13 protein-coding genes are annotated in these 13,261 nt (G+C 36.3%); 4 read left to right on the plus strand and 9 right to left on the minus strand.

Annotated features, from left to right (window positions below):
• Positions 1 to 19 precede the first annotated feature (19 nt).
• The 4 genes from QE429_RS18785 to QE429_RS18800 form a co-directional block, all read right to left on the minus strand.
• Positions 20 to 1,228: a hypothetical protein gene (locus tag QE429_RS18785; RefSeq protein ID WP_307289185.1), complete on the minus strand. Its 1,209-nt coding sequence runs from the start codon at positions 1,226 to 1,228 to the stop codon at positions 20 to 22.
• On the minus strand, positions 1,225 to 2,421 hold the full coding sequence (locus QE429_RS18790) for a DUF58 domain-containing protein (protein ID WP_307289186.1): 1,197 nt from the start codon (positions 2,419 to 2,421) through the stop codon (positions 1,225 to 1,227). The genes QE429_RS18785 and QE429_RS18790 overlap by 4 nt, the downstream gene beginning before the upstream one ends.
• Positions 2,418 to 3,317 carry an AAA family ATPase gene (locus QE429_RS18795; RefSeq protein WP_373463270.1) on the minus strand — a complete coding sequence of 300 codons (900 nt, stop codon included), beginning with the start codon at positions 3,315 to 3,317 and terminating at the stop codon, positions 2,418 to 2,420. Before QE429_RS18795 ends, QE429_RS18790 begins: the two co-directional genes overlap by 4 nt.
• A gap of 161 nt (positions 3,318 to 3,478) precedes the next feature.
• Entirely contained in the window at positions 3,479 to 3,673 is a 195-nt protein-coding gene (locus QE429_RS18800) for a hypothetical protein (protein ID WP_307289189.1), read from the minus strand.
• Between the two features lie 247 nt (positions 3,674 to 3,920).
• Between QE429_RS18800 and QE429_RS18805 the strand changes: the two genes are divergently transcribed.
• Positions 3,921 to 4,109 (plus strand): YkvS family protein, encoded by a 189-nt coding sequence (locus QE429_RS18805; RefSeq protein WP_149869412.1) that lies wholly within the window; start codon positions 3,921 to 3,923, stop codon positions 4,107 to 4,109.
• 61 nt (positions 4,110 to 4,170) lie between these two features.
• Here the strand turns inward: QE429_RS18805 and QE429_RS18810 are convergent, their stop codons facing one another.
• Complete coding sequence (locus tag QE429_RS18810; protein WP_307289192.1) at positions 4,171 to 4,293, minus strand: DUF6254 family protein; 123 nt, start codon at positions 4,291 to 4,293, stop codon at positions 4,171 to 4,173.
• Between the two features lie 142 nt (positions 4,294 to 4,435).
• Between QE429_RS18810 and QE429_RS18815 the strand changes: the two genes are divergently transcribed.
• Complete coding sequence (locus QE429_RS18815) at positions 4,436 to 5,047, plus strand: CPBP family intramembrane glutamic endopeptidase (RefSeq protein WP_307289195.1); 612 nt, start codon at positions 4,436 to 4,438, stop codon at positions 5,045 to 5,047.
• Positions 5,048 to 5,090: 43 nt separating this feature from the next.
• On the opposite strand, the gene QE429_RS18820 is transcribed toward QE429_RS18815, so the two are convergent.
• A complete protein-coding gene (locus tag QE429_RS18820) occupies positions 5,091 to 6,140 on the minus strand; it encodes a YkvI family membrane protein (RefSeq protein WP_307289196.1) in 1,050 nt (349 codons plus the stop codon).
• A 199-nt stretch (positions 6,141 to 6,339) separates the two neighbouring features.
• Between QE429_RS18820 and QE429_RS18825 the strand changes: the two genes are divergently transcribed.
• Complete coding sequence (locus tag QE429_RS18825) at positions 6,340 to 8,490, plus strand: ATP-dependent Clp protease ATP-binding subunit (protein ID WP_307289197.1); 2,151 nt, start codon at positions 6,340 to 6,342, stop codon at positions 8,488 to 8,490.
• 37 nt (positions 8,491 to 8,527) lie between these two features.
• Here QE429_RS18825 and QE429_RS18830 read toward each other — a convergent pair whose 3' ends face one another.
• From QE429_RS18830 to QE429_RS18840, 3 genes are all read right to left on the minus strand, one after another.
• Complete coding sequence (locus QE429_RS18830; RefSeq protein ID WP_307289198.1) at positions 8,528 to 10,222, minus strand: M3 family oligoendopeptidase; 1,695 nt, start codon at positions 10,220 to 10,222, stop codon at positions 8,528 to 8,530.
• 93 nt (positions 10,223 to 10,315) lie between these two features.
• Positions 10,316 to 10,756, minus strand: a complete 441-nt coding sequence (locus tag QE429_RS18835) for a MarR family winged helix-turn-helix transcriptional regulator (RefSeq protein WP_307289199.1) — start codon at positions 10,754 to 10,756, stop codon at positions 10,316 to 10,318.
• Positions 10,757 to 10,878: 122 nt separating this feature from the next.
• Positions 10,879 to 11,868 (minus strand): phosphotransferase enzyme family protein, encoded by a 990-nt coding sequence (locus QE429_RS18840; protein ID WP_307289200.1) that lies wholly within the window; start codon positions 11,866 to 11,868, stop codon positions 10,879 to 10,881.
• A gap of 140 nt (positions 11,869 to 12,008) precedes the next feature.
• Between QE429_RS18840 and QE429_RS18845 the strand changes: the two genes are divergently transcribed.
• On the plus strand, positions 12,009 to 13,253 hold the full coding sequence (locus tag QE429_RS18845; RefSeq protein ID WP_307289202.1) for an MFS transporter: 1,245 nt from the start codon (positions 12,009 to 12,011) through the stop codon (positions 13,251 to 13,253).
• The last annotated feature ends 8 nt before the right edge of the window (positions 13,254 to 13,261 follow it).

A 13,261-nucleotide genomic window follows, 5' to 3' on the forward strand; every position in this document is an offset into this window, starting at 1 on the left:
CCCCATGCTTTTTAATTGCTTAATGTTTTAACTTATTATGAATATCTTTCATTTGCTGCTTTAACTGATGGATTTCTTTCTTAAAAAAAGTTTGGTCTTTAACAGATGATTGTATTTCGCCATAACGTACTTTTTCGTACGTGGTCATAATCTCATTTCCTCCTACCAATCCAATTCTCTTCCACCACTCTTCAAGCGATTCAGACGAAAGACGGCCTAATTTTAATTTATGAGCGTATTTCTCTAGATTGTATATTTCTTTTCTAATAAATTCCTCTGGAGGTCTTCCTCTTCTTGGTACCCTTCTACTCAGGTTTGTGTTAAATAAAGTCTCAAATACCTCTACCCGTGGGTTCGAATGACTTTCTATTGCCTGGAGCTTTAGTCTTCTTTTATATATTAAATAAGCAATAAACAATACTACTCCGGCAAATAGCAAAACATATAAGATCTCTTCTGTAAAACCATAGGATTGATCTTTATATTTACCAGCTTCTAATTCCATATCGCTGCTAAGAAGTTCTGGAATATGTTCTTTGTGCCCAAAAAGACTGATTAAGAATTCAATAGCAAGCAAGAGTGGTTTAGCAATCAAATTACTAAAAAGAATGACCATTACATGTAAAATGCTAAAAAAAGCAATTTGGATATATTTTAGTGAAAAGGTTAGTACAAAACCTAAAATGGAGAATACGGCAAAGATTCTTAAAAAATATAGAGCAAATTTAGATTTATCTGTTTGAATTGAATACCATTTGCTATAATAGCTACCTAATACAACTAGGATTATTTGAGATATAAGCAGATATACCACTACGTCTTGAAATGGATAGCGACTCACCGCAGAATAGATGATGGCAACTAAACCCACCATAAAGGATAACAAAAGTACAACTGTTTCAGAACCTAAAAACACGTCATCATATAATGTAATTCCCCGCCAAAATATAAACAAACCAATAATTAATCCTAGAAAAAGAGAGTGGTCCACTTGGTGATAAATAAACAACAATAACGGAAAAATGGTTGCAATATAGATCCACTTTCCCTTTTCCCGTAACTTAACAAGAAGGATAGAAAAAAGTATCATACCACTTACAGAAGTAAGGAATAATAAGGTAATGGGTGGAAGTTCCTTTTTATTAATAAAGAATAAAAAAACAAATAGAAATCCTACATTACACTCCAATACAAATCGATAGGTTATGGAAGCGACACGTTTCATCATAGGCGTACCCTTCTATCATTTTGAATATCTAATTCGCACAAAATACCATGTTCTTGTTCAATTGAGAGCTCAAGCAACTTTGCTCCCCTTTGCCCTATTTTCGAGAGCATTCGATTTGCTTCTTCCGTCCTGATACCGGTATGGATAAAAAATGGTTGTGGTGCTAGATGCCTATTATAAAATGAAAGCATATATTCATAGGGGATGCTCGTATTTTGAATACTAATAGAAGCAAGTGTTTCTAATACCTTTTGCAATTGTTCTTTACCATCTCCTTTTGGAAGAAAGATAAATGGAGTACTTCCTGCTGTGCGTGCATTAATACATAATGAATATGGAATCTGTTTGTTAAAGGCATAATAAGCAATCTCAGTTATTCCACTGATTAACTTCTCGATGTCACCTGTAATGGAATGACCATTTGATACATTTAATGCAATGGCCCACCCTTTTTCAGAAATCTTCTCAAAGACTTTTGTTTGCAGTGTTTGCTTTTTTGCACTCGCTTTCCAATGTATTCGATTAAAGCTGTCTGAAGGTACGTAATCCCTTGTACCAAGTGGGCCAAGACGATCTTCAAAAACTGAATACGGCACTGCGTTTACACCTTGAAGAATAGATAATTTCTCCATTAAACCTTTTACAGGAATAGGCTGAGGATAGACCACCGCTTGCTGTCTAAGAAAAACTTTTGACTCCAAAATAATCTCACCAAAACCTAAAAGACTAGGTACGTGAAATTCAAGTTTTCGAATTTTAGCAATCCCCCTTCTACTCGCTTCAAAAGGAATGACTACCTGCTTTGTTTGGTTTGTAAAAATAGTAAAAGGCAGTGAAATATCATACATAGAGAGACTTGTTTCAATTCGTTCGCCCTTTGGAACAACAAAGGAATCAAAGTAAATTCTCAGTTCGCCTTTTAAGATAGGAAGTCCTTCATTCCTAAAAACAAATGACCAATGTCCTTTATCTTCGACAAAAAAATGGTTTTTTTCATAAATATTATCTAATCGAAGCTCTTCACCTGCTTTTTTTAGATAATAATGGTTTGCGACCACAATGACTAGAAAGAAGATTGCCAAGAAAAGGACTAATTTTGAATCCATATACAAACTCACAAAGATAAGGAGGATAGCAAACACACTAATACCCGGAATCTTTCGATCTTCTACCGAATATTTGCTCCAAGTCATTCATTTGTCCCCACTTCTACTGGGACAGGTACCGAGTGCATGATTTCTTCAATAATCGATTCTGGCGTTTTTGTAAGTGAACTTTCAATTGATAAAAAGATTCGATGCCCTAAGACATAGGGTGCTACCGCCTTTACATCATCAGGAGTAACATATGTACGACCGCTTAAAAGCGCCTTTCCTTGCGATGCCTTCATCAATGCTAAAGTTCCTCGCGGACTTACGCCTAATTCAATACTATTGTGTTCTCTTGTTTTTCTGACAACAGATAACAGATAATCTTCCATCTCATCTGACAGGTGAATATCGTTGATGGCAGACTTTAATTGCTCTATTTCTTGTATTGTAAAGACTTGAGCAATGGTACTCATTTTTTTATCCCCACGATGAATTTGGATGATTCTCTTTTCATCTTCATAAACCGGGTAATCGACATTAATTTTTATAAAAAATCTGTCCATCTGTGCAACTGGCAATGAAAAAGTTCCTTGTTGCGATTCAACAGGGTTTTGTGTGGCTATTACCATAAAAGGTTCCTTTAACTGTACAGTTTCTCCGTCAATGGTTACTTGTCTTTCTTCCATTACTTCTAATAAGCTTGACTGTGTTCTCGGAGTGGCCCTGTTAATTTCATCAGCTAACACGATGTTTGCCATAATTGGGCCTGGTCTTAACTCAAACTCTTGTCGCTTTGGATTAAAAAATTGTATTCCTGTTACATCACTCGGGAGTACATCTGGAGTAAATTGAATGCGCGAAAATTCTCCTCCAATTGCAGTTGCAAAGCTTTTGGCAAGCATAGTTTTCCCCGTCCCAGGTACACTTTCAAGTAAGATATGACCATTAAACAACAAAGAAATGGCCATTAACTCAATTTCTGTATCTTTCCCTACCATCACTTTACTTATTTCCTGCTTTAATTCCGTTAATTTCTCTGTAAAGAACACTCTCTCATCCCCTTTGACGCCTAAAAAATTTTATCATCTTATTCATTTTATCAAATTTTAAAATTTTTCCAAATATAAACAAAACCGCTTGGTTAAAGCGGCTTGTCTCGTTAGCTTCTTGGTTCCTTTAGATATTGATAGAGGACATCTCCACCTCGTTGTCCGATTCCACGAAAATGTTTGAAATCCTCTCTTTTCACTAAAACTTGACGGAATGCCATAAAATCTTCATTTTTCACGTAATACTCCGATAGCTCACCCGTCATTAATCGATTTAATATGTCAGTCACGAATTCTTCCTTCATTTAAAAAACACCACCTTTTCCTAAATTATTTTACCGTATACACCTTTCAAAAAGTCAAATTCCACTTTCTCTTATTCTACTTTTGGTAGCGTTTTCTATTCTTTTTACTATTTTCTTCACATATATTTAAATAATCAGTAAGAATTAACCAAATTGTCAAATAAAAGGCTTTACGAATTCCGAAAAGTAGTGCAAACTGGTATTTAACTGGTTTTATTATAGTTTTGTAGTAAAGGAGAGAGACTAAATGAAAAAAGCAGAAGTTGGGAATATCATAGAATTCCGTGGTGGCTTGCAAGGGATCGTTGAGAAGGTAAATGAAAATTCTGTAATAGTCGACCTAACATATATGGATAATTATCGTGATTTAGAATTAGATCAACGTACAGTTGTCAACCATAAAAACTATAAGGTTGTAAAAGAAAGCGCTTATTAATGGTAATAATTCGTAAGAAAAGGCAGTTTTATACTGCCTTTTCTTTTTTTGCCCCTCAACTCTATTCTTTTCCCTTCCCTGCTTCACTCGCTAAATTTTTAAATGACTTTACTTTCCCATGAGGATTTTGATCCTGCTTTCTAACTGTCCATTCACGTTCTTGTTCGCTCTTTGATTTACTCATACCTTTCACTCCTTTCTATGTTATTTTTTCTTTTTTTTAATTTCTTATCAGTCATTTTTGTGAATTGATGGATGTAAACATTTCCTTTGAAATACATATTTGCTACAATAATTTTTATTGATTCTTAAAGGAGATGCCAAAAATGAAAATACACAACCTAGACATACGACTGATTGTCGGGTTCATCATTGCCCACATCCTTATCAACTTTTCATTTCATGATAAAACCATTTTTTGGTATATATTTTCCGGTTCGTTACTCATATTAATTGCCTTCTCTACTCTTCAAGGTGATGTTGACGATGAAATCCCATTTATCCAGTATTTCTTTCTTGGGGCAATAAGCGGATTCTTACTCTATTTTGTTTTCTGGCTAGGCATTCATGCGATGGAGTGGCTCCATCTTCCATTTGAAAGCAGCTTAAAAAAATTGTACAAGTGGTATGCACCTTCGTTATTTTGGCAGTATATTGCCTTAGTATTGGTTGCAGCACCGGGAGAGGAACTTTTCTGGCGGGGATTTATACAAAAGAAATTAATGAAGTATTTTAATCCAGTGTTCAGTGTTTTATTGGCAGCCGTACTTTACGCTTCTGTACACATTTATTCAGGCTCGTTTCTATTAGTATTGGCTGCGTTTATATCAGGACTCGCATGGGGGCTTTTATATTATTGGAAGAAAAGCATGCCACTTGTTATTGTTTCACACCTCATCTTTGATTTTATGATTTTTATTGTATTACCGCTTGGATAAAACGTAGATATTAATCAAGAGGCTGACTTCGAAGTCAGCCTCTTTAACTTTTCTCATAGGGTGTAAATGGTTTCATCCAAAGTAAAATAAAGAAAGTCAAACAAATATAACCAAACAAAGGATATAAATAGGATAAAAGGGTACCATAGTTCACCAAACTTATTAGGTAGGAAACAACAAAAATGGACGTAACTGATATTATGGTTGGGATAGCCATATATTGTTTCAACTGACGGTCAAGCCCGAATACATTACCAATGACAGATGTGAAAATCTCACCGTATATCACTATGACAAACACCCCGTGGAGAAAAGGCGCCAAATTTTTCATAATAATGGCCATTGGAATTTCATATTGTTCAAGGTTTGGGAGCATAATTAAGGTTGAATGACTTGCAATTAAGATGAGAGTTAACGCTAATCCCCCGAGAATCCCCCCCCATTTAATCGTCCAATCGTCTTTAATTTCCGATGCAATTGGGACAAGAACTGCCTGTGCTAAGCCAAGGTTTAATGCGGTGTAAGAAAATGGAGCGATGACACTTTTCCAGCCATCATCCGCATGTGGTATATAGAGTAATTGCCCCAAAAAATTAGGCATCTGAATAGAAAAAAACATCAATATTAGACTAAAACAGATCATTAGTGGTACCACAAAGCCATTAACAGCAAAAAGTCCCTTTGTACCTATTAACATTACAATGATCGATAATGCAATCGTGAGAAAAACACCGAAGTTTTTAGAAAGGCCAAGTTGCTCATCAAAAACGGCACCTGCACCTGCAAGCATTACTGCGCTAACTCCTAAAAGCATAAAGAGCATGAATATGTTGATCACCCTGCCCGGCCATTTACCAAACAGGTATTCATTAAACTCCTGATAAGATTTAGCATTAATTTGGGCAGCAATTCTCATAAGCTTAGACCCTAATGCAATAAAGAGATATCCGCTCATTAATATACTAATTAAGCCAAAGAATCCAAACCGTGAAAAAAACTCCACAATTTCTTTTCCTGTGGCGAATCCTGCCCCTATTACAGTTCCTACATAGACTGCCGCAATTTGAAAGGCTGCTGTCCAATTCTTCTTCACATCATCTCCCCCTTAACACCAATATATGAATAAAGGGACAAACAAAGACGAGCTTTTTTCCGAATTGGTAACCATTTCTATAAACAAATCACTTGAAAGTCAAAATAGGTCAGAGTATACTATGGTCATAAAGTCAAAGATAGTCAAAGTCAAACTTTGATTTTAATAAATTTCATTCCTTTAAGGAGGTTATTTGCTTATGCTTTGTCAAAAATGTAATGCAAACCATGCAAATGTACAGTTAAATATGAATATCAATGGCCAACGTAAGGAAATAAAACTCTGTCACGAATGCTATGTAAAAGAAAAGAATGCATTAGGGGCTAATTTTAGTTCACCTATGAACTCATTCTCAAGCTTCCCTTTTGAAAATCTATTTATGCATAATCACTCTGCACAAGATCAAAATGACGCAGAATCATACACTACACATCAAAAAGCATCAAATGGTGGATTTATTGATCAATTTGGACGCAATTTAAACACTATGGCCAAAGCCGGTTTGATCGACCCCGTCATTGGACGTGATGAAGAAGTCAAACGTGTCATTGAAATTTTAAACAGAAGAAACAAAAATAATCCCGTGTTAATTGGTGAACCTGGTGTCGGGAAGACTGCCATCGCAGAAGGCCTCGCCTTAAAAATTACTGAAGGGGACGTACCAAGTAAATTACGGAACAAAGAAGTTTATTTATTAGATGTTGCCTCATTAGTTTCAAATACAGGAATTCGTGGACAATTCGAGGAACGAACGAAGAAACTGATTTCTGAATTACAGGAACGTAAAAATATTATTCTCTTTATCGATGAAATTCATCTTTTAGTGGGTGCCGGTTCTGCTGAAGGCTCAATGGATGCAGGAAATATTTTGAAACCTGCTCTAGCACGAGGTGAATTACAGGTAGTTGGCGCAACAACGTTAAAGGAATATCGTCAAATTGAAAAGGATTCCGCATTAGAACGACGCTTCCAACCGGTGCATGTTCTTGAACCAACGCCGGAGGCAGCAGTTAACATCTTAAAAGGAATCCAAAAGAAGTACGAAGATTATCATGAAGTAACTTATTCTGATGAAGCGATTCAAGCATGTGTCCAATTGTCACACCGCTATATTCAAGATCGTTTCTTACCAGATAAGGCGATCGATTTACTTGACGAAGCTGGCTCAAAATTAAACTTAACTTCTGATTATAAGGGTACCGAACAAATTGAAGCACGATTAAAGGAAATTGCTTCTGCGAAAGAAGAAGCACTAAAAAAAGAACAATACGAAGTAGCTGCAAAACTACGTGATGAAGAAGTGCAGCTTGAACAATCATTAAATCAGGATACAAGCTCTGAAAGACTAATTGTTCAAGTTTCACATATTCAAGAAATTATTGAACAAAAAACAGGGATTCCTGTTGGTAAACTACAACAGGATGAACAGCTAAAGATGAAGGATTTAGAAACGAACCTAAACAATAAAGTCATTGGTCAAGAAAAGGCTGTAAAGAAGGTGGCAAAAGCGATTAGAAGAAGTCGTGCAGGCTTAAAGTCAAAAAATCGTCCAATTGGCTCCTTCCTATTCGTTGGTCCTACTGGTGTCGGGAAAACAGAACTTTCAAAAACACTTGCTGAAGATCTGTTCGGTACAAAAGATGCCATGATTCGTCTGGATATGAGTGAATACATGGAGAAACACAGTGTTTCAAAATTAATTGGTTCTCCTCCTGGTTATGTTGGCCATGATGAGGCAGGACAACTTACCGAAAAAGTACGCAGAAATCCTTATAGTATTATTTTGTTAGATGAAATTGAAAAGGCTCATCCTGATGTCCAACACATGTTCTTACAGATTCTTGAAGATGGGCGCCTTACAGACAGCCAAGGAAGAATTGTAAGCTTTAAGGATACAGTCATCATTATGACAAGTAATGCGGGAGTTGGTCATAAATCAATCCACGTTGGTTTTAGTACGAATGAAGCAGTTGAAGAGGCCAATATTCTTGACTCATTGGGCAGCTTCTTTAAACCAGAATTCCTAAACCGCTTTGATAGCATCATTGAATTCAACGCACTAGATAAAGAAAATATCTTATATATAGTTGATTTAATGATTAATGAATTAAAAGAAACCTTAGCCGAACAAAATATTGAATTAACTATTACAACGGAAGCAAAAGAGAAATTAGCTGAGCTTGGATATCATCCTGCTTTCGGTGCACGCCCACTCCGCAGAGTTATTCAAGAAAAACTCGAAGATACCATTGCTGATTTTATCCTGGAGCAACCTGATACCCATAAATTAACAGCGATTTTAGAAGATGGACAACTAAAAGTCGTTTCTCAAGCTGGTTTAGTCCAATAAATGAAAGAGGTTGACTCAGTCAACCTCTTCTTTACTATTATAGATTTTTATCGTCAACCGAATTCAACCAATTTTCAATCTCACCGATGACAGATTCTACACAGCCATTTTCAAAAGGAGAAATAAGGTTTGCTTCTTCCACTAGTTTAGTAAATGACATACTTCCTCCTAGTTTACAAAGCTTTACATAATCACTCCAAGCCTCTTCTTGATTTTCTCTTGAACGCTTCCAAAATTGGAAAGCACAAATTTGAGCAAGAGTATAATCAATATAATAAAAAGGTGAATTGTAAATATGGCTTTGACGCTGCCAGAAGCCGCCGTTTTCTAAGTATTCATTCCCATCATAATCCTTATGAGGCAAGTACTTCTTCTCAATTTCTCTCCATTGAAGGTTACGCTCCTGCGGTGTTGCTGTAGGATTTTCATATACCCAATGCTGGTATTCATCCACGGAGACTCCATATGGAAGGAAAAGTAGGGCCTCGCTCAAATGCGAGAACTTATACTTATCTGTATCCTCCTTGAAGAAAAGCTCCATCCAAGGCCATGTAAAGAATTCCATACTCATGGAATGAATTTCACATGCTTCATAGGTTGGCCAATAGTATTCTGGAATTTCGAAGTGACGGCTAGAGTATACTTGGAAAGCATGCCCAGCTTCGTGTGTTAATACATCGATATCACCAGATGTTCCATTGAAATTTGAAAAAATAAATGGAGCTTTATTGTTTTCAATAAATGTACAATAACCGCCAGCGGCTTTTCCTTTTTTAGCGACTAAATCCATAAGGTTATTGTCTTGCATAAAACGGAAAAACGATCCTGTTTCCTCTGAAAGTTCTTCATACATTTTTTGACCATTTTCAATGATCCATTCTGGACTGCCTTTTGGAACAGCATTTCCTGTCTTAAAAATAAAGCCCTCATCATAGTATTTTAATTGGTCTAAACCAATTCTCTCTTGCTGACGAGCTTTTAGTTTAGTAGCTATTGGAACAATAAAGTCCTTCACTTGCTGACGGAAATTCGCTACCATTTCTGCATTGTAGTCTGTTCTCATCATTCGATAATAACCTAGCTCTACAAAGTTTTTATAGCCAAGTGTCTGAGCAATCTCTGTTCTTACTTTTACTAGATCATCGAAAATTCGATCAAGCTCTGCTTGATGTTCAGCTAAGAAGCCAAATCTTGCTTCATTTGCTCGCTTTCTCATTTCTCTATCAGTTGATTCTGTAAATGGCTGCAATTGAGTTAATGTTCTCTCTTCACCTTCAAAGTCAATCTTTGCCGATGCTATTAGTTTTGTATATTCAGTGGACAAGCGATTTTCTTTTTGGAGTAATGGGACGATCTCAGGCTTAAATGTCTTCAACTGTCCTTCTGCAAGGGAAAATAACTGCTTGCCCCATTTTTCTTCTAGCTCTGAACGGAATGGTGATTCCACCAATGCTTGATAATACTTTGTAGCCAACCCCTCAATCTCAGGCTGAATTTCATCCATATAGTCTTGTTCCTGCTTGTAAAATTCATCGTTTGTATCAATAGAGTGCCGAATGTAACATAAATTGAACATGGTACCAAGGTCATTTCTAACTGCGTTAATTTCATGCATGACTCCACTTTGCTCTTCAACAGACGATGCGCTATTAAAGCGTTTAAGTAAAGTATCAAATTTGGCTGAAACTTCTTCTAAATTCGGACGTACATATGTATAGTTTTCAAAGCTCATTAAATATCCCCCTATCTTTATTTCTACCTTATAATTCTTCGACACTCTACCATCATATTCCTTTTACAAAAAAAATACGACCTTTTGGCCGTATTAAAATTTACCTGCAGGTATACCTAATTTTTTTAATAGTTCAATCGCTTCTGATTTTTCCGTATCAGTTAGACTCGACATAAGTTGATCAATTTGCTCTGCATGTTCAGGAAAAATATCTTGAATGAACGCTCTTCCCTCTTCCGTAATTTGAGCATAGGTTACTCTGCGATCCTTTGGACACGCAATTCTTTTTAACATCCCTTTTTGCTCAAGCTTGTCGACTACGTAAGTAATACTTCCGCTAGCTAGCAAAATTTTTCCACCAATTTGCTGCATTGGCTGGTCTCCTTTATGATAAAGAAGCTCTAATACTGCAAATTCAGTAGGGTTTAAACCGCTTGCTTGAATTACTTTATTTACATGTTCATTAATCGCTTTATATGCTCTTGAAAGGACAATAAATAACTTTAAAGACTTAGCTACTGAATCATTCTCCATAAAAACTCATCCTTTAGATTTGTTTTGAAAATTATCTCGATTTCAAAATTATTATAAAAAAATTTTATGATGATGTCAATTTCCATAATTAATTTAAAAACGAGACCCATCATAGGTCTCGTCTACTTTGTTTTTACAATAGTATCTTTTTGAATAATTCTTTGCTTGATCTCATTTATTATTTGATTTAATCGTTCGTCTCTGTCTTCTGGGGCGATCTTCTTTTGAAATACTGAATAAAGCGTAATATCCCTTAGCTTTAAGAAAAGTGGTAAATGTGTCTCCCAATTCTCAGGTACTGTATTAAACTCCTTATATCCTTCAATAAAATATGTAAGGAAATTGCTTGCAAAGTCTGTCTTTTCTTGTTCATCAGCATTTCGCAATCCATAAAAAATAGAATAATAAAGCGGGATGGCAATATCCGATGCAAACCAATGGTAGCTGCAATCGTCAAAATCAAACACATGTACCTCTTTACCGTCATAAAAGAAGTTACCAGAATGAATATCTGTATGGATTAGACCAAAGTTGTCTTTCGTTTGAGGAAGCCCCCATAGCTCTTTCATAAGGTCATTTGTATTCTTAATAATTTCTTGTTCATCTGGAAAATACGTTTCAACATCTATTAGTTCTTCCTCATGCCAAAAAGGACGTAATTTCATCCCTTTTTTCGGTTGATATTCCTTCGTTACAGCATGCATTTGACCCGTTACTCTACCCCATGCAGAAAACAATTCGTTATTGAATTGATCGGAGTTGACTTTTACAGGGTCCCCTTCTACCTTTGTATATAGACAAGCAAAAAAACTGGACTCATCCGCTGCCTCTAGAGTTTCTATTAATTGTCCCTTTTTGGAAGGAAATACTTTAGGACAATGAACACCATGTTCGTTCAGGTAGTTCATCCAATCCAGCTCAGCTTCTATGTCAGCCCTATTTCGATGGGAACTATGGGTGATTCTTAAAACCGCTGGATGATCATTACGAACTACTTCGAATACATAATTCTCAAAGTCTCCTAACTTTTTTACTATTGATTCTAATTCAAAATTCATTAAAAACTGATTGATTACTTCTTGAGTAAATAATACTTCAACAGACTTTTCCATAAATCCCCCTAATAAACCTATTCTCTCTTCATTATAATTTAATAATTTCGAATTTAGAAATAAATATTTCTTATTTTGTTCAATCGGTAGTAAGATATGGATAGCAATAAACTTGCATTTTAATAGAAGAAGGGATGTCAATGAGTCAACAAGCAGCGTTACCCGTAAAAAGTCCAAAAGCATCAGAGTCTACCATGTTTAAAATCCTCTTTATCATCGGGCTTTGTCATTTACTGAATGATGCCATCCAAGCTGTTGTTCCGGCTATGTTTCCGATTTTAGAAAAATCGATGGGATTAAGCTTTACGCAGCTAGGGATCATTGCTTTTTCATTAAACATGGTTTCCTCTGTCATGCAGCCAGTAGTTGGATTTTTAACTGACAAAAAGCCTATGCCGTATGCTCTTCCAATTGGACTAAGCTTCACTTTACTTGGAGTACTTGCTCTTGGATTTGCTTCGAACTTTGCTTGGATTGTTTTATCCGTAGTATTTATTGGTCTAGGTTCAGCGGTGTTTCATCCTGAAGGGTCCAGAGTTGCCTATATGGCAGCTGGAAATCGCCGTGGACTTGCTCAATCGATTTATCAAGTCGGAGGAAATACAGGGCAGGCATTGGCTCCAGTAATTACGGCGCTCATTTTAGTACCTCTTGGACAAATTGGTGCGTCTTGGTTTACGATTGTCGCTGCTCTTGCTGTGATTTTATTACTTTATATTGCAGGTTGGTATAATCAAATGCTGAGTCATTCACCCAAACCGGCAAAAGCAAAAAATACCAGCGTGGACAAAAAAGTCGGTTTGTCCAAAGAAGTAAAACGTACAATTGTTTTTATCTTATTACTAATCTTTGCTAGAACGTGGTACACCTCCGGAATGACCAATTTCTATACCTTTTATGCTATCAAAGAATACGGATTCTCAATTAAACAATCACAGCTCTTCTTATTTGCTTTTCTTGTCTCTGGTGCAATTGGCACCTTCTTTGGAGGTCCACTTGCCGACCGTTTTGGAAAAAAACAGATTATCGCCTTTTCCATGCTAGCGACCATTCCTTTTTCCATTCTGATTCCTTATGTATCGCCAACGATGGCATTTATCTTTTTAATTATTACCGGGTTTATTCTCATGACTAGTTTTTCTGTTACAGTCGTATATGCACAAGAATTAGTCCCCGGGAAAATTGGTACAATGTCTGGATTAACAGTAGGTCTCGCATTTGGTATGGGGGCAATTGGATCAGTGGGATTAGGATATATTGCTGACTGGATTGGTTTACAGTCGATGATTACCTGGCTTGGGGTACTACCCCTACTCGGATTAATCGCCTTTTTACTTCCTTCTGATCAAAAGGTATGGGAGTGGAATGAACAAAACAAAGGATAGACTTTTGC

It is taken from the genome of Bacillus sp. SORGH_AS_0510 (genome assembly GCF_030818775.1).
Taxonomy (GTDB): Bacteria; Bacillota; Bacilli; order Bacillales; family Cytobacillaceae; genus Neobacillus.